This window comes from Fibrella arboris, from assembly GCF_041321095.1.
In the GTDB taxonomy this organism is placed as follows: Bacteria; Bacteroidota; Bacteroidia; order Cytophagales; family Spirosomataceae; genus Fibrella; species Fibrella arboris.
Map to the genome: position 1 here is coordinate 216810 of NZ_JBGGWE010000005.1, position 18058 is coordinate 234867.

The window sequence follows — 18058 nt, forward strand, 5'->3', positions numbered from 1 at the left end:
TGAATGGTGAAAGAGCGAAAGCTGCTTACGCGGGTTTTGCCATTCGCCCCTCGCTCTTTATATCAGAACGGGTAGCCAATCCCGAAGACTACGTTCACCGGATTGGTGCCGGAAAACGGGTTCTTGAAGGAGAACTGATTCAGGATAAACCGCTCATCGATGAGCTGTTTTGTGGTTGGATCAACATACCTGCGCGAGGGGTCGTAGGCTTTTACGGCGAAGTCGAATCGAAGGACGAAGAATGAGAAGTCGAGGCGAAGGCCCACGCCGGTACCTACGGCGAGTTGCTGGTAGAACGTACCTGGCCGGAAAACAGCGGTGGGGTTCGTCCCGTAAGGATCGCGCAATAGCCAGACGTTTCCTGCATCAATAAAGACAGCACCGTTCACGTCGGCCACGAATTTAAAAAGCCGTGCCCGCAGTTCGGCTGACCCTTCGATGAGCACATCGCCAGGCTGCTCAAATCGGTAATCGAACTGGCCGCTCTGGCCTTCGGCAAAAACGGGCACCGAGGTTCCATCAGTTAATGTAGTCGACCGGGGATAGGAAGCCCCTAGCCCTAACCGACGCGGTAGCCACGCTCGAACACTGTTGGAACCACCGGCAAAGAAGCGTTTTTCGTAAGGTGCCGTGCCATTTTCGCCATACCCGAACACGATACCAGCATTGGCGCGAAAGGCAAGTAAAGCTCGCTGCGAGATAGGAAGGTAGTGTCGGTAATCAACGTTCGTACGCAGGTACTTATAAAATTGCAATCCCGTGCTTTGTGTTAACGATTCGATAGCCGACGTTTTCAAGAAATTGAGCGTTGTTCCACCCGATTCAACCGTTGCTCTGAAAAAATTGGCCCGCTTATTTTGCCCCAATATGTTCGTATTGTAGGTATAACCGAAGCTGACACTCGAGAAAAAAGCGTTTCGAAAACTGTTATTGATCGTACTTCCCTGGGCAGCTAAGTCTTCCAGCGACTTTTCAAATTGCCGCCCTACACTGCTGTTTTGAATATCTGCCTGCAAGTAGTTGATGTCGGCAATGCTCAGATTAAACTGCTGGGCCTGGGTACGTTGCCATAGGTACGTCATGGTTGCCCGCAGGTTTCGCCGGGTGTAATCAGGACGACTCGTAATCGTGTACCCTACCGAGAGTTGTGTGCGTGGGTTGAGCGTGTTGAAAAGAAAACGCGTTTTACCGGGGAATAAGATCTGTGGAAACAACAACGACGCGGTCAGGCCAAACTCCTGCGAGTACAACACAGAATCAGCCGCGAAACCTAACTGCGCTTCCAGGCCGTATCGAGCGGCAATCTCAAACGTCTCCAGGCCACCAAACAGGTTACGCACTCGCAGCGCTGCGTTGGCGTAAGGACCTGGAAATCCCTGTCCGTAATACAAGACTGTTGCCCCTAACTCAGTCGTAATATCGTACTTGTCCAGGGGTGTAGCCGTGATTACTGTTTTCAGGCGGCGGCCAGTCGTATCGGTAAAATTGACGTTGGCAAATCGGAATTGATTGAGCAGAAAAAGCTGTCGCTGCGTGTCGGCGTAATCGCGAAGCCGGTAAAGCGCGCCGGGGCGTAGCGCGATCTTGGTATCGAGCAGCCGCGTTGAATACATTCCTTCTTCCAGAAAGTACCGAATACCGTTTCGTCGCACGGTGTCTGTGGCCAACCGAGGGTCGCGGGCGAGCGTCATCTGTACGTCGCCGATATGGTACACCGGATGGCTGTTTTTGCCGGGAGGGTTCAGAATCCGCATGGTCAATTCTATCGGCTTACTCAACGTATCGCCAGGTACGTTCTTTACCGTGTCGTTCCCGAAAGGAATAATGTATTGGCGCGAGAAACCGTAGTACCCGTTATTTCGCAACAATTCTTCGATGCGCACACTTTCGGCAATCACCTTGTCTTCGTCGAGCCGATCGCCCGCTTTAATCTGCGCAGCACCCAACGAGTAGCCTACCAGCGAGTCGATCCGCTTATCGGCAATCTCATAGTTGATTGACCGGAAAACAGCGGGAATCCCTTCCGACACGATGTAGTTGACCCGTACCCGTTTGTCGGCAAGGGTATCGACCGTATAGCGGACTTTGGCGCCAAGAAAGCCTTTCTTATTTAAAAAAAGGCGCATTTTTGCGGAATCGGCCTGGGCATTTGCCTGCAGATAATATACGGGCGGTTCACCGAAGTTGCGCATCCACCAGTTTCCTTTCTCAATGTATTTCTGTGTTCGGCGAGCGTCATGATTAAACTGACGATTCAGTTTTTTCAGAGCTTTAGGGTCATTACCAACCACCTGGCTTTCCTGCTCGAAGCGGGCTGTGCGTGCTTCCAAAACGCGCTGCGCCGAGTCTGGATTATAGTGCCCGGACGTACCCAGGTAAATCCAAAGGCCAGGGGTAAATGGGAGCTGCAACAAGCGTTTATTGGGTCGCCGGGGAATTAACGCCTCCAGTTCTTCGGTTTCAATGATTTGGTTGCCCTTCACCGACTGCGAGTAAAGCAGATATTGGTTTTCAGATCGCCTGGCCGGGGCACAGGCATCCAGCAAAAAAACAAAAAGTAGAATCAGGCCACCAGTAACGTACACGGAGCGCTGAGCTTTATGCTTGCCAAAACTCAGTATACCTTTGGTCCATCTCCGGGGTTCGTGTCGACGTTTAGTGAACCGGGGGGCCGATTGTCTATTATTCATTTTTTATGATATCAAAATCTATCGCGCAGTTCGTCCGGTCATTGCACCAGAAAAAATACCGCCAGCAGGAAGGCTGCTTTCTGGTCGAAGGCGCGAAGAGTGTGCAGGAAGTGCTGTCATCAACATTTGAGGTCGATCTGCTGCTGACAACAGACGCCTTTTACAAAGAAAACGCCGACGAGGCAGACCGCCAACGCTGCCGAATTGAAACCGCCACGGCCGACGAACTAACCCGCATTGGTACGCTCGAAAGCAATAACGCTGCCCTGGCGGTTGTGCGTATGCGTGCAAATGTACCGCTTTTACGGGCTGAAGACGACTGGGCGCTGGTGCTCGATGACATTCGTGATCCCGGCAATCTGGGCACTATCCTCCGCATCGCTGACTGGTATGGTATTAACACGATCCTCTGCTCCGGCACCACCGCTGACGTGTATAACCCAAAAGTTATTTCGGCCAGTAAAGGCTCGTTTACACGGGTAAACTGGTGGTACGGTTCGTTAAGCACGGTGTTGGAACAGGCAAATGCCCCTGTTTATGGCGCCTTTCTGGATGGGACCGACGTACATCAAAGTTCGTTTAGTCCATCGGGTGGATACATTGTCATGGGAAACGAAGCCAACGGAATCAGCCCTGAAGTAACGCCGTTTGTTACCCAACGGATCACCATTCCCCGCTACGGCGACGCCGAATCGCTCAACGTAGGCATCGCCACGGCTGTGATCCTGGATAATCTCCGCCGCGTGCAGGGGTAGGTACGTTGCTGCTGGGCGATTTGTTGCTTCGCGTTGGTATGTGTTGCTTCGCGGTCGAAGGGACTAGAGCGCGAAGCAACACATACCAACGCAACACACGTTACAATACCTCAGCCACCGGGAATACCATCTCAAACGATGTCATCGCGATGGCTGCCAACTGCGTTCCCTGCCGAATATCGGGGAAGTAGTCGGTATTGATTTGCAGATCATGCAGTGACGCTAACTGGCCTTTGCCGCTGGCGGTGGGGGCCGTCAATACCAGTTCGTTACCACGTCGCTGTGTTACCTGAAAACCAGGCAGCAGTTTTGTGCTGACGGGAAACGATAAACCACCAGCGCTGACTCGTACTGCGAAAAACACAACTTCATCTTTACGCACCCGATACATCTTCGAGCCATCTGGCTGGGTCGTGATCGCGAAATCGGCCTGCTCTTTCGGAATACCCCAGTTGGCTATACCATGATCAACGCTCACCTGCGTGGAGACGTAAATTTTCGAGATCGAAAATGTAGTTCGCCCGTTGAGGTTGAAGAGGCCGGGAATAAATAGCAACTCATAATACGGCCCGACATCCGACGATGTATAATCGACGAGCATAACGGTTCCGATCCAGCCGCGGTAACCTACCTGTTGGAAGTCTTCCAGAAACCCATGCTGCCGCACAAACTCCTCAGGGAAGTGCGCGATCAACACAAGGCCATTGCCCGTCAAGGTCCAGGGGGGTAGTGCTGTCATGCTGCAAATAAGGGGTTTTGTATTGCTGACGCATGTAGAGCCGCAAGATTTTGCGGCTCTACGCCAATTCAAATAAAAAAGCCCCGCCAGACTTCTGGCGGGGCTCCTAAAAAGAGATTTACAGCTTACGCTTCAGCTTCTTCCGTGATCGTGATCGACTGGATTTTATCGCCCTGCTTGATCTGGTCAACGAGGTCAATGCCGTCGGTTACTTTACCGAAAACCGTGTGGTTCCGGTCGAGGTGAGCCGTATTCTGACGGTTGTGGCAGATGAAGAACTGTGAACCACCCGTGTTGCGACCACGGTGCGCCATGCTTAATACCCCGCGATCGTGGTATTGGTTATCGCCAGTCAGTTCGCAGGGAATGCTGTAGCCGGGGCCACCTGCACCTGTGCCAGTTGGATCACCGCCCTGAATCATGAAATTAGGGATGACACGGTGAAACACGACACCATCATAAAAACCAGACTTGGCCAGTTTCACAAAGTTGGCAACCGTTCCCGGCGCGTCTTTCTCGAAAAATTCGATCGTCATTGTACCACGATCGGTGTTCATTAGAGCTTTCATTGGAAAATAAGTTTCAGGTTTCAAGTTTCAGGTTTCAAGTGCTCCGCTGAACCAATGAATAGATGATAAGCGATGCACTTGAAACCTGAAACTTGAAGCCTGAAACCAGTTTAGTTTATGCAACTTGTTTATATAATTCGTCACGCTGTTGTTTTACCCGCGAGTCGGCGATGAACTCGTCGTAGGTCATCAACTTATCGAGCATGCCGGTTGGCGACAGTTCGATTACCCGGTTAGCAATCGTCTGCACAAACTGGTGGTCATGCGAGGAGAACAGGACCGGCCCTTTAAACTCGATCAGCCCCCGGTTTTCCGCTTCGATCGACTCCAGATCCAGGTGGTTGGTTGGCTCGTCGAGCATCAGGGCGTTGGCCCCCGACAGCATCATCCGCGACAGCATACAACGTACCTTCTCACCCCCCGACAGGACCGACGCTTTCTTCAGCGACTCTTCGCCCGAGAACAGCATCCGGCCCAGGAAACCCCGAATGAACGACTCGTCTTTTTCTACTGAATACTGACGCAGCCAGTCAACCAGGTTCAGGTCATCGGCAGCCTGGAAGAACGCATCACGGCCGGTATCGTTCGGGAAGTACGCGTTCGTGATCGTCACGCCCCATTTGAACGTACCTGAGTCAGCCTGTTTTGTACCTGATAGCACATCGAGTAGGGCCGTCACGGCCAGGCTATCGCGGCTGTACAGGAAAACTTTATCGTTCCGGTTCATCGAGAACGACACGTTGCTGAACAGTTTCTGTCCGTCTTCGCCCGTGTAGCTTAGATTCTCGACCGTCAGAATCTGATCGCCGGGTTCACGTTCCGGCTTGAAGTGGATATAGGGGTACTTCCGCGATGAGTACGCGATGTCTTCGATGGTGAGCTTCTCCAGCAGTTTCTGACGGCTCGTTGCCTGTTTCGACTTCGAGGCGTTGGCCGAGAAGCGGCGGATGAACTCTTCCAGCTCTTTCCGCTTATCTTCCGTTTTCTTGTTCTGGTCCTGCTTCTGACGGAGCGCCAGTTGGCTCGATTCGTACCAGAACGTGTAGTTACCGGCATACTGCTTCACTTTCGAGAAGTCAATATCGACGATGTGTGTACAGACCTGATCGAGGAAGTGCCGGTCATGGGACACCACGATCACTGTGTTCTTAAAATTAGCCAGAAAACCCTCCAGCCAGATCGCCGATTCAACGTCAAGGTTGTTGGTCGGTTCGTCGAGGAGCAGAATATCCGGGTCGCCGAAAAGGGCCTGTGCCAGCAGTACGCGTACTTTTTCGGAGGCGTTCAGGTCGGCCATCTGCGTATAGTGCAGGTCTTCGGTGATGCCCAGGCCCGATAGCAGCGAGGCGGCGTCTGATTCGGCATCCCAGCCGTTCATCTCGGCAAACTCTGATTCCAGCACCCCGGCACGTTCGCCATCGGCATCGGTAAATTCGGTTTTAGCATAGAGTTCGTCTTTCTCCTGCATGATGTCATACAGGCGCTTATTCCCCATGATCACCGTTTGCAGCACCGGAAATTCATCGTAGGCAAACTGGTTCTGGTTCAACACCGACATCCGTTCGCCGGGCCCCATGGTCACCTGCCCTGTCTGCGGCTCAATTTCGCCCGACAGGATTTTCAAAAACGTTGATTTCCCGGCTCCGTTGGCACCAATAACGCCGTAGCAGTTACCGGGTACAAATTTTATGTTAACGTCGTCAAAAAGTACCCGCTTGCCGTAGCGCAGCGAGACGTTCGATACTGATATCATTCGCGTTCGTTGTGGCTGAAATTAAGCCGCAAAGGTACGAAATTTTAGCGGGATTAGCAGGCAGCTACTCCGTTTCCAGCACAGGTACGTGGTTAAGGTCTAGTTCGCCTTCCCATTTGGCTACTACGGTGGTGGCAACGGCGTTGCCCATTACGGAGGTAGCCGAACGGCCCATGTCGAGGAAGGGGTCGATGCCTAAAATCAGGGCCAGCCCTTCGACGGGCAGGTTGAACTGGGCCAGCGTGCCGGCAATGACCACGAGCGAGGCACGGGGTACACCGGCAATGCCTTTCGAGGTGATCATCAGCGTCAGGAGCATGAAGATCTGCTGATTGAGGGTCAGCGGAATACCGTACGCCTGCGCAATGAAGCCGGTAGCGAAGGTCATGTACATCATGGAGCCGTCGAGGTTGAACGAATAGCCCAACGGTAGCACGAAGCCGATGATCCGGTTTGAGATGCCGAAGTTTTCCAGCACCTTGATCTGCTGCGGTAAGGATGCCTCCGACGATGCCGTGCTGAACGACAGCAGCAATGGTGCTTTCATGGCCTGCAACAGCCGGAAGAACGGAATCCTGGATACGGCACAGATGGCAAACAGCACAACGAAGATGAAGAACAGCAGGCCACCATAGAAACACAGCAACAGGTAGGCATACGACGCCAGGATGCTCAACCCTTTCGACGCCACCACAGCCGCCATGGCGCCCAATACGGCAAACGGAGCCAGTTGCATCACGTACCCAACCATCTTGAAAACCAGCTCGCTTAGCGCATCCAGCGCCTTGGTGATCGACTTTCCCTTATCGCCAATAGCCCCTAGTGCCACGCCGAAGAACAACGAAAACACCACGATTTGCAGGATTTCATTCTCGGCCAGTGCCCGAAATGCTGAATCGGGGAAGATATGGAGGATAAACTCTTCTATCGAGTTCAATTTCTTGCCTTCAACGCCGATCGACGTACCGGCGGCCGGCCGGGGCCAGCTTTGGATGCTGCCGGGCTTGGTTACGTTGACCACAACCAGGCCGATGATCAGCGAGAGGATGGTGGCGAAGTAGAAGTAGCCCAGCGTTTTGATACCGATCCGGCCAACCACCTTAAAATCACCCAGTTTGGCGATGCCGACTACCAGCGTTGAGAAAACCAGCGGGCCGATGATCATCTTGATCAGCTTCAGAAACACTTTGCTAACCAATTGGAATTTCTGCCCGATCCCTTCTGCGGTAGCCACATCGTAGCTGCTGTGTAGAATCTGACCGATCAGCACGCCCAGCACAAAGCCAATGACGATTTTAGTAGTAATGTTTAGTTTCATAGGAAGTGTAAAAACCGACTGGGTTATGGTGGGTGCTTTGTGAGCCTGTATACGTTATTAAGATTAGCGCTACTGGCTGGCGCACGGCCCTGAGCCTGTCCGGGACGCGTAGTCGAAGGGCCTTGCGCCAGCCAGTAGCCAAAGCAAATATTCTTTAAAAATGAGTCTTCCCGGCCACATTACAAAATGACTACTCCAACGCCTGGTATACCGCAGCCCGGAACTTGCGAACGAAATCACCGTAGTAGGCATACGGATGGATGTTGGTGTAGACCAGCATGACCAGATTTTCGGCAGGGTCGATCGTGTATTCAGAGCAGTACATGCCACCCCAGGTAAACGAGCCCGGCGTAGCCTGATCCCCGTAATGACTGTTCGCCGTGATGAGCTGAAAGCCAAGGCCATATTTATCCTGACGATCCCAGACGTTGGCGTCACCGATCTGATTTCGCAGCATCATCTCAACGGTTTTTCGACCCAAAATTCGCTTGCCGTTGAACGTACCTCCGTTGAGAAACAGCTGGCATAACTTCGCGTAATCCTCTACCGTACCAACCAGACCGGCGCCACCCGAAAAATACGTTTTTGCCCCCGAAATGGCGAAATTTCGGTACGTATCATTGGCGTTCAGGGTGATTGGCCCCTCTGCATTTTTCGTGTACAGTTCCACCAAACGCCCCGCCTGACCAGGTGGCAGATAAAAATGCGTGTCGTTCATCCCCAGTGGGCTCAGCACCCGTTTTCGCATAGCCACATCGAGCGGTTCGCCGGATAGAACCTCGACCAGCCGACCAATAATATCCGTGTTCAGGCCATACGTAAACCCATCGCCGGGGTCTTTGATCAGCGGACGTTTCGCCAGTTTGTTCACCACATCCTCCAGCTTATCGGACTCTTTCGACCCGAAAAACGGGATTTTAAACTCTGGCCGCTGATCGAGCGGGTGTTCGTAGGGAATACCCGCATTGTGCGATAGGAGCTGACGAATGGTGATCTCCGACTTCGCCGGCCGGGTTTCGTAGGCACCTTTCACCGGGTCATTTTTTTCGTAGCTGACCAGCACCACCGGGTTTTTAAAGGCCGGAATATACTTCGAGATCGGCTCGTCGAGCATGAATTTCCCTTCTTCGAACAGGGTCATCAGCGTCGTGGTCGTAATGGCTTTCGACTGCGAGGCGATCCGGTAAATATCGGTCGTGCGGGCGGGAGTTTTCTTCTCCAGATTGCTGTACCCATAGGCTTTGTGTAACACTACGTCGCCATTTCGAATAACCATTGCCACGGCGTTTGGAGCCAGCCCCTGATCAACAAATCCCTGTAATAAGACGTCGACCCGCTTTAATCGTTCAGGCGAAAATCCCTGTTTGGCCGGATTGACGTTGAAAACAAACTGGTTTGGAACTGACGGGCGAGAGACTGGCTGCTGGGCTAGTAACGAGGTGGATAACAGACAGAGGCAAAGCGTTCTTTTCATTTCGTAAAATCCCACACGACCACTTCCCATATTTCATTGGCGGCGGGTTCATGGAAAGAATGGATAGCCTGGAATCCTACCCGTTGGTGGGCCCGTAACGACCGCGTATTCCGGGCCGAAATATCTGTGATAAAGAGTCGATACCGATCCTGGTACAGGGCTTTATGGTGCCCATACAGCCTATCGAAAATACCCTGCCCCCGGTAACGCGAGTCGACACACACCTGACCTACTACGTAATATGGGTATTCGGAGAGTAGTTTACCTTCGTACTGTAAGGTATCGACCAAACCGAACAGGACAGCTAGTTCGGGTATGTCGGCGCGGACCTCGGGTACGGTAGTGATGGCGTAGGCCACCACTTCGTCGCCATCTTTGGCAATGACCGTTGGCGCTGCCTGGTGCATCCGTTTCATCTGCTCGAATGTATACGTGAGCGTCACGAAACCCTGCTCCCGCTGCTCCTCGGGCGTTAGGTTACGTACCTGATTGCGCTGTTGCAGGGCCAGCAACCCACGGAGATCGGCGTCGGTTTGGGTAGTGGTAATGGTGATCGGCATGGGGTGAGTGTAAGACCGAAGCTGGAGCTTCGGTCGTTCCAGTAGAGTTATTGACTACCGAAGCTGGAGCTTCGATAGTACAGTGCTACGCAACGTGAACCGATGCGCAGGTTGCCAGAAATATGGGGTCTATTTCAGCACCGATGCCAGGTACGTCGGGAATAGAGATCAGGTAGCCGTCGTAGGTAATCCCGCCCAGCACCGGGTCTTCGGCGTGTTCAAAACAGGCGTCCAGATCGCAGAAACGAACATTTTGGCGAGCGGCGGCAAAATGGGCGTTGGCTGTCAACGCCAGTCGTGACTCCGACATGCAGCCAATCATACAGGCCATGTTGGCGGCTTCGGCAACGGCATTGATCTTTAGGGCTTCGAATATGCCCCCACTTTTCGAGAGCTTGATATTCAGATAATCGACGGCCTCTTCACGCACCAACCGAATGGCGTCAACCGCATCGAACACTGATTCGTCGGCCATGATGGGTACGTTGGTTTGCTGCCGCAGCAGCCGAAGTCCAGGTACGTTGCTTTTCAGAATGGGCTGCTCGCAATACTCGACGTTCCAATCGCCCAGCTTACTCAATACGGCGCGGGCTGTAGGTACGTCCCAGCCCTGGTTGGCATCGAGGCGAATTGGCGTTTCATAGCGGATCACCTGCCGAATCATGGCCAGCCGGTCGAGGTCGGCCTGTGCCGTGGTGCCTAGTTTTACCTTAATAGCCTCTCCCCCATTCGCTTCAATCCGACGCGCGTCTTCGGCCATGCGTTCGGGGTCGTTAATGTAGATGGTTTCGTCGGTGATCAGTGTTCGATTTACCCCGCCAAGAAACTGGTAAAGCGGCATGTTGGCAACTTTAGCGGCCAGATCGTATAAAGCCATGTCGAAGGCCGAGCGCGTAGTGGGATGACCAGGCAGGTACCGCAGAATAGCTTGCAGACAGTCTTCGATAGCCAGCGGATCACGCCCGATCAACAGTTGGGCCATATCCTGGGCCGCAGCCAGGCCCGACGCCTGCGTTTCGCCCACGATCATCCAGAACGGCGACCCCTCACCCCAGCCCGTCAGCCCAGCATCGGTATCAATGCAGACGAGTAGGTTACGAGCCGCATCGATGGTACCCAGTGAAATGGCAATCGGGGCCTTCAGCGGAATATTGTATTGGTAGAGTGTAACGCCGATGATCTTCATTGGCGCAAAATACGAAGGCTTTGGCCAAAGCCGTAAAACCTGTCCGGTGGGCGACTAATTCCTCACCAGCTTGAACCTCTTGGTGCCGTACTCTCCCTGGCTTACCAGGATGTATACACCCGGTTGTTGATCCGACAGGTCGAGTCGTTCCAGTATACCTGCCGTAGTGGTTTGTTTCAGGATCCTGCCCTGGCTATTGGTCAGTATGTAAGAGTGGTAGGGTAAGGCAGGCGAGAACGATACGTTCCCATCGCGGGTCGGATTTGGATAGGCCTCTACCTTGTATTCATCCAGCCGGGCTGTCTCGTCAACGGCCATCCGGGCAGTTGATGAAACAACATCAGCGGTTCGAATCACTTCCAGATCAAAATGCATATCGGAACTGGTAGCCTGTCCGTTGGCATCGGCTACCTGATGCACTTCAGCGGCAATGATGTTCTGACCCGGCCTGATAAACTGCCCATCGTTGGGAATGATGATTGTTTGCCAGTCAGCTTCATCAGCTACCGCCGTTGAGGCGGGCGTATTGTAGTAGATGGTTCCGGCAGGCATGTTATCACGGCGCAGTTCCTTGCCATTGATATAAATGACAATTCCGTCGTCGCGCTTGTAATTAATGATGTAGTACTTGTAGTTGTAATACGAAGGCACATCGCTCAGCGAAAAAGACTTACGGAAATAGACGGTCCACCATTTTGTTGAGCAGGGTTCCTGGGCGCAGGCCGGTACACGGGTACGTTCCCCGTCCTCATAGTTGGGCGAATAGCCAAAAGGCGATACAAGCCCCGGGCCATCTTCAGCCTCTTTTGCCCAGTCTGCTTCATTGAATACAACAGTCGGGGTGGTACCATTCCAGTTGGCGCCCGGGGCAAACCCCTTAGCGAAGTAAGTCCAGTGACTTCCGGTCAATATCACCGGCTGGCTACCCGTTGGGTTGGCGTATCGATTGTAGGTACCAATCCCGCCGCCACCTTTCAGCCGCCCAATGACCATTTCGCCCCAGTAGCTGCCCTTACCCATATACCGGCTTTTCCAGCTGGCGGTAGACGATGCACTCCGCTCCGCATCCCATTTGTTGATCCAGTAAGCCAGGTTTGGTACATCATACCCATACGTTGTATACCATGAACCAACACCAGTCTGCATATCGCCGTAGTCATACGTCCAGGCGCCATTCTTATTATAGGCCGCTGCTTTCGGAATACCGGCATGGCCCGAAGCGGGGTCCGGGTTATACGTACCGGCCTCATTATTGATTTTGTAGGCAATAGCCGGCCCTACTCCGTCGATCTGCACCGACATTTTATCGGCTTCATTGAAATAGTGGCGCACTAACACCTGGCTGTTGCCGCTCAATTCAGTGGTAGGCGTAATCGACCAATACCGGTTCATGGTAACCCAGGTGCCCGATAGGTTCGATGGCAGGGTTGATCTGACGTAGTTGTTGGGGAAATTAGCCTTGATAACGCTGGTTCCGGTAGCCCCTTTCAATTGAAGGTCGAACGTACCATCACCCACCGTGCCTATCGTAGCGCCTTTCTTTTTGATCGACAGCAACAGGTTAGCTTTCAAGTCGGTGTAATGTGTCCAGCCTTCAGCGTCGGAGCATTCGCAGGCGGCCCTGCGGGTGGTGCCGTCCGTTGCAGGAACCCCAAACGACTTCAGGTCCTTCATGATTGTGAACTGGTCTTTCACCTCCCCATTTTCGTCGATGAATTTTGCATCGAGCCGATCCTGCTCCACCTCGATAAACAGGGAGCCACCTGTATTGAGCGATGTTTGCATGGCTTTGTGAGGCCAGCAGGGACTTGTCGGGTTGGCGGGATCGCAGGGCGGCTGAATATCTTCTATGCCACCACCCGACCCGTTGACGACGTAAATGATGTGGTTTTTGGGGTCTGCCGCGCTCTTATAGTAAAAGCACGAACCACCGACCGGGTTGCCGGGTGTTCCATCGTAGCTTCCGCTCGACCGACCATTGTTACCAGCAGGGGCATTAAACGCAGGCACAAATGAGGTCGACAGACCATAATGTTCTCGCATCGGGCGCGACCGCTCGTAAGTGTGGCTGTGGCCCGAGAGGACCAGATCTACCCTGTAGTTGTCCAACACGCCTTTCACCAGTTTCTCACGAATGTTTATCAGGTCCAGGTCGCCATCAGACTGATGGGAACCCATCGAATAGGGCGGATGATGAAAGAACACGACAATCCACTTGATCTTCGCGTTGGCCTGTGCCAGCGTTAAATCTTCGTTCAGCCATGTCAACTGTTCGCTGCCTGCCGGAAAAATGGTTGTCTGCCCTTTTTCCAGCCCGTATGTATCCAGGCTCACGAAATGAATGTTGGCGTGGTCGAAGGAGTAATATTCTTCGTGGCGGGAGTGCCTGCCTGCTGAATCCCCGGCAGTCATGTTGTTCACCACGTCGTAATAATGGTTTAAGCCATGGTTTTTCCGGTAATCGAGCGGTGTATTCGCGTCATTGGCCCCCTGTTGATTGTTGTGATAATCATGGTTGCCAGGCGTAGCGAAAATGGGCGTCTGCTTCATGATATACTGCGACGAGTACCGGCGGCCATCGTAAGCCTCAAACACATAGTTCTGGTACTGTTCGGGCAGGCCCCATCCATACGCATTATCGCCCAGCCAAAGCCATAAGTCGATGTAGCTGGCGCCTTCCGTTAGGGCATGGTCCTTTACATACTTGTTGAATCCATTGCTGATTTTCATCTGGGTGGGGTCGGGATCACCACCCAGCGGGAGCACCTGTTTCCCGAAGTCGCCCAACACCCACATGCGTGTTTTTGCAGGAGCGCCGATCAACGGAGCTGTTTTGAAGTAGTTCATGGCATCGCCCTGACGCATGGCGCCGTTTGCCGATTGAATCGTGTAGGCGTAGGGTGTATCCGGCTCAAGGTTGTTCAGCGTCACGCTGACATCATACAGGGTCCGGGGGGTCCCATTCGTGGCCACGGTATATGCCTTTGGTGCGGTCTGGGCAGAAACCGTCGTTGTGCTGCCTGGCAACGTACCTGCTGTTTCTTTCCGCCTGTAAATAACTTGTCCACCCGCTGCTACATTCATACTCCACCGTATCGTCATGCTTCGTTTACCGGCAGGAATCACCAGATTCGGATCGTCGGAATACCGCTGCAAATAAGGACCCCGTAAAAGGCAGACATCACAACGCCACAGGTTCATGTCGAAGCGAATATCAGAGCTGGCTGGACTCATCTGGTGGATCTCAACCGCAATCACGTTAGTGCCTGTCCGCAATACGCCCGGAGCCAGTTCCAGTTGTGTCCACAGTTCTTCATCGGCCGCTTCGGCGGCAAGGGTTGTGTGTGTGATGAGGCCCGGCGGCAGGTTTTCGCGCCGCACCTCTGTCCCGTTGATGTAGATCACAATGCCATCATCGCGCCGGTAGTTCAGAAAGAAGGAGCCGGCAACCGTGGTGAGGTTGATCGTTTTCCGAAAGTAGGTGGTGATCTCGCGGGTGGTACAGGTCAGGCAGGTAGCCGCCGTGGTTGATACACACTGGTTCAGGCACGTACCTGTACCGTTCCCTGTTTCGCTGGTTCCACCATATCCCAGCGGGGAGGGGCCTGACAGCCAGCCAGCATCGTTGAACGCAGGCGCACTGTTGGGATCAGCTTTCCAGGCCGCCGCAGGCACCGCATTCGCCGACGTCACTAAGTACTTCCAGGTAGCGCCCGACTGAAAAACAGGCGTTGTCGGTTGAGCAGAGGCGCTGACGCCACTAAGCAGAAAAGCCAATACTGCGAGTAGAGAGGGTTTCATAGATAAAATGTTTAAAAGAAACATATCGCTGACCACCTGCATGGCCAGTTTATCTATGTATCGCAGCGCTGCCACCGAGGTTATCAACCCAAGTGTATCATTCAGCTCAACGCGGAGTCACGCCAAAACGAAGCGCCTACTCGTCTTCCTCGTCCTGGAAGCTCCTGTAAGCGCGTTTTAACTCATCGAAGGTCTTCTCATTGTTCTGCTGCTTGGCCAGCAACAAACCAAAATCATAGAGCTCAGCGGCTTTGGCGCGATTGCCCAGATCGGTATAGAGCTGGGCGGCATGGTAATAGGTCGGCAGGTACTGCGGGTGATCGGTCAACAGGCGTTCGAAGTAGTGCTGCGCCTGGCTGGGGTTCTCCGTCAGGTATTCCATGCCGAGGGCATAAATAGTAAAAGGGTCGCCGGGTTCATCCTGGACAAACTGAAGGAGTTGTTGGATACGTTCCTGATTCATGAGTTAAGAAGAAAAGTAGTATGCATGCATACCATTTAAAAGATCATGTGTAATTTCGCCAAATCAAACTGTTTACCGTTTACTGTTTACTGTCTTCTGTGGCGCTGCTGACTGAGACAGACTGCGACAAGCGAAGCAACCAGAAGACAGTAAACAGTAAACCGAAAACTAAACGCCAGTCTATGAAAATCTTAGTGTGCGTCACGAGCGTGCCCGACACAACGACCAAAATTACGTTTACCGATAACAACACCAAGTTCAACAAAGCCGGGGTACAGTTCATCACGGGCCCCTACGACGACTATGCGCTGGCGCGGGCCGTTGAGCTGAAAGAAAAGTTGGGGGCTTCGGTAACGGTGTTCAACGTGGGCGAAGCCGACGCGGAGCCGGTCATTCGTAAGTGTCTGGCCATTGGTGCTGACGATGCCATCCGGGTCAACGCCGAACCGATCGACGCGTATTTCGTAGCCGAACAAATTGCCGCTATCGCCAAGGAAACGCCGTATGACCTGATTTTGATGGGCCGTGAGTCGATCGATTATAACGGCGGACAGGTACACGGTATCGTGGGCGAGATGCTGGGCATTCCGTCTATCTCACCCGTCATGAAACTCGACATCGACGGCACTACGGCCAAAATGACGCGCGAAATCGAAGGCGGTAAAGAAGACATCGAGGCGCAGTTGCCGCTGGTTTTAGGTTGCCAGGAGCCCATCGCCGAATGGAAAATTCCGAACATGCGCGGGATCATGACGGCCCGCACCAAGCCGCTGAAAATTGTTCAGCCCGCCGGTCAGGACTCACTCACGGCCGTAGCCAGCTACGAACTGCCAGCGCCACGGGGCAGCGTTAAAATGATCCCCGCCGACGAAGCCGAAACGCTCATCACGCTCCTACGCACCGAAGCAAAAGTCATCTAAAAACAAGTTTACTGTTTTCAGTTTACCCGCACCGGCGGACCGGTTTTCTGTTGCGCTGCCTACAGCCAACTACAGAGTATAGCGGAGCAACAGAAAACAGCAAACTGTAAACTATAAACTCGTTTATGTCTGTCTTAATCTTTGCTGAGCTCGACGAAGGGAAGCTCAAAAAGTCCTCGCAGGAGGCCATTTTTTACGGCTCTAAAGTAGCCAGCATGCTGGGTACGTCGGCAACGGCCGTTGTTATTGGCACCGCCGATCAGGGCGAACTCGCTATAGCGGGTCGTTTTGGCGCAACGAAGGTGCTACATGCCGCCGATAGTAAGCTGAATGAAGTAAACGGCATGGCCTACGCCTCCGTAGTAGCGGCCGCCGCCCAGCAGGAAGGTGCAAAAGTCGTGGTGCTGGCCAAATCATCCCTAGGCGACGCCATGGCGGCGCGGCTGGCTGGCAAACTGAAAGCCGGTCTGGCGCCGAATGTCATTGACCTGCCCGATCTGAGCAGCGGTTTCCGCGTGAAGACCAGCATTTACACCGGTAAAGCCTTCGCATACAACGAGTTGAAAGCCGACGTAAAAATCCTGGCCATCAAGAAAAACACAATTGCCCCCGAGGAAACCGACGCTACGGCCAGCGTAGAAGCATTCACGCCAACCGTTGCCGACAGCGATTTCGTGCTGAAAGTGACCAACACCGAAAAGGCAACGGGCGATATTCTATTGCCCGAAGCTGACCTCGTGGTATCAGCCGGGCGTGGCCTGAAAGGGCCCGAAAACTGGGGTATTGTTGAAGAACTGGCCAAAGCGCTTCACGCGGCTACGGCCTGCTCAAAACCAGTGTCTGATCTGGACTGGCGGCCGCACCATGAGCACGTTGGGCAGACGGGCATCAAGGTGAGCCCAAACCTGTATATCGCCGCCGGCATTTCAGGAGCCATTCAGCATTTGGCGGGGGTCAACTCGTCGAAAGTGATTGTGGTGATCAACAAAGATCCTGACGCTCCGTTCTTCAAATCGGCCGACTACGGGATTGTTGGTGACGTATTCGAGGTATTACCCAAACTGACAAAAGCAGTTCAGGCGCTGAACTAGGCGTAAGGCCCTGCGTGAACCGGTCTGATAACCAAACCGATCGTTGCCCTTACTGAGGCACCCCTACCGAAACAAAGGCAGGGGTGCCTTTTTTGTTGTTTGTGCTTACAAAATTTTATGTGCAACGAACCGTTCTACCCCTGCGTAATACCTACTATAAACGGCAATTCTTGTACTAATGAACCGGTATACCTTTCTAAAAAATCTCGGCTTCAGGGGCGCTGCCCTGATGGCCGTGTTAACCTCCTGCGTTCATGAAGAAGATTCATACGTACCTGCGTTGACATTGAATGCTCAGGGCCAGACCATCACCGGTCCAAACGGGGCAACAATCAGTTCTTCAACGTCCACATCGGTCAGTACGCCAACCAGCACAACAGCCTCTTCATCCGATGTGTTAGGTATCAAAAATCCGCTAGTGACCATCAATCTGGCCACGACTACCGGGCTTAAAACTGTGGGTGGGTACGTTATCCTGAGTGGTATCGTCATTGCCAAAGTAAGCGCCACCACCTATGCGGCTGTTACGCAGACCTGTAGTCATGAGCCTAAAAAAAGAGTCATCTTCAATAATACCGAGTTTTATTGCACCGATCATGGAGCCCGCTTTAATCTGGATGGCACCGGTAAGAACAGTCTCGCCGGCAGCGGCATCAAAGCATACAAAGTGATTACTGATGGCACGACCCTGGTCGTATACAGTTGATTCCTGCATGTCTTAGTAACGCCAATTTTCTAC

General features: G+C 53.1%; 14 protein-coding genes. 4 read left to right on the top strand and 10 right to left on the bottom strand.

Annotation, left to right across the window (positions count from 1 at the left end; all coding sequences use genetic code 11):
• Positions 1-62: 62 nt before the first annotated feature.
• Positions 63-2690 carry a translocation and assembly module lipoprotein TamL gene (gene tamL, locus ACAW75_RS10770; protein WP_370728721.1) on the bottom strand — a complete coding sequence of 876 codons (2628 nt, stop codon included), beginning with the start codon at positions 2688-2690 and terminating at the stop codon, positions 63-65.
• A 5-nt stretch (positions 2691-2695) separates the two neighbouring features.
• Between tamL and ACAW75_RS10775 the strand changes: the two genes are divergently transcribed.
• Positions 2696-3445, top strand: coding sequence for a TrmH family RNA methyltransferase (locus ACAW75_RS10775; RefSeq protein WP_370728722.1), 750 nt, complete (start codon positions 2696-2698; stop codon positions 3443-3445).
• Positions 3446-3545: 100 nt separating this feature from the next.
• On the opposite strand, the gene ACAW75_RS10780 is transcribed toward ACAW75_RS10775, so the two are convergent.
• From ACAW75_RS10780 to ACAW75_RS10820, 9 genes are all read right to left on the bottom strand, one after another.
• The gene (locus ACAW75_RS10780; RefSeq protein WP_370728723.1) at positions 3546-4184 is read right to left on the bottom strand and encodes a hypothetical protein; all 639 of its coding nucleotides are present in this window, start codon (positions 4182-4184) and stop codon (positions 3546-3548) included.
• A 125-nt stretch (positions 4185-4309) separates the two neighbouring features.
• Positions 4310-4753: a peptidylprolyl isomerase gene (locus ACAW75_RS10785; protein WP_370728724.1), complete on the bottom strand. Its 444-nt coding sequence runs from the start codon at positions 4751-4753 to the stop codon at positions 4310-4312.
• Positions 4754-4868: 115 nt separating this feature from the next.
• Positions 4869-6506, bottom strand: a complete 1638-nt coding sequence (locus ACAW75_RS10790; protein WP_370728725.1) for an ABC-F family ATP-binding cassette domain-containing protein — start codon at positions 6504-6506, stop codon at positions 4869-4871.
• A 64-nt stretch (positions 6507-6570) separates the two neighbouring features.
• Positions 6571-7824 (bottom strand): dicarboxylate/amino acid:cation symporter, encoded by a 1254-nt coding sequence (locus ACAW75_RS10795; RefSeq protein ID WP_370728726.1) that lies wholly within the window; start codon positions 7822-7824, stop codon positions 6571-6573.
• A gap of 190 nt (positions 7825-8014) precedes the next feature.
• The gene (locus ACAW75_RS10800; RefSeq protein ID WP_370728727.1) at positions 8015-9298 is read right to left on the bottom strand and encodes a serine hydrolase domain-containing protein; all 1284 of its coding nucleotides are present in this window, start codon (positions 9296-9298) and stop codon (positions 8015-8017) included.
• Entirely contained in the window at positions 9295-9858 is a 564-nt protein-coding gene (locus ACAW75_RS10805; RefSeq protein ID WP_370728728.1) for a GNAT family N-acetyltransferase, read from the bottom strand. The genes ACAW75_RS10800 and ACAW75_RS10805 overlap by 4 nt, the downstream gene beginning before the upstream one ends.
• Positions 9859-9943: 85 nt before the next feature.
• Positions 9944-11044 carry a mandelate racemase/muconate lactonizing enzyme family protein gene (locus ACAW75_RS10810; protein WP_370728729.1) on the bottom strand — a complete coding sequence of 367 codons (1101 nt, stop codon included), beginning with the start codon at positions 11042-11044 and terminating at the stop codon, positions 9944-9946.
• Positions 11045-11098: 54 nt separating this feature from the next.
• Positions 11099-14845 (bottom strand): metallophosphoesterase, encoded by a 3747-nt coding sequence (locus tag ACAW75_RS10815; protein WP_370728730.1) that lies wholly within the window; start codon positions 14843-14845, stop codon positions 11099-11101.
• Positions 14846-14981: 136 nt separating this feature from the next.
• Complete coding sequence (locus tag ACAW75_RS10820; protein WP_370728731.1) at positions 14982-15308, bottom strand: tetratricopeptide repeat protein; 327 nt, start codon at positions 15306-15308, stop codon at positions 14982-14984.
• A gap of 182 nt (positions 15309-15490) precedes the next feature.
• Here ACAW75_RS10820 and ACAW75_RS10825 point away from each other — a divergent pair, with 182 nt between their 5' ends.
• The 3 genes from ACAW75_RS10825 (at position 15491) to ACAW75_RS10835 (ending at position 18025) form a co-directional block, all read left to right on the top strand.
• Positions 15491-16228, top strand: coding sequence for an electron transfer flavoprotein subunit beta/FixA family protein (locus ACAW75_RS10825; protein WP_370728732.1), 738 nt, complete (start codon positions 15491-15493; stop codon positions 16226-16228).
• 125 nt (positions 16229-16353) lie between these two features.
• Positions 16354-17319 (top strand): electron transfer flavoprotein subunit alpha/FixB family protein, encoded by a 966-nt coding sequence (locus ACAW75_RS10830; protein ID WP_370728733.1) that lies wholly within the window; start codon positions 16354-16356, stop codon positions 17317-17319.
• Positions 17320-17497: 178 nt separating this feature from the next.
• Complete coding sequence (locus tag ACAW75_RS10835) at positions 17498-18025, top strand: Rieske (2Fe-2S) protein (RefSeq protein ID WP_370728734.1); 528 nt, start codon at positions 17498-17500, stop codon at positions 18023-18025.
• The last annotated feature ends 33 nt before the right edge of the window (positions 18026-18058 follow it).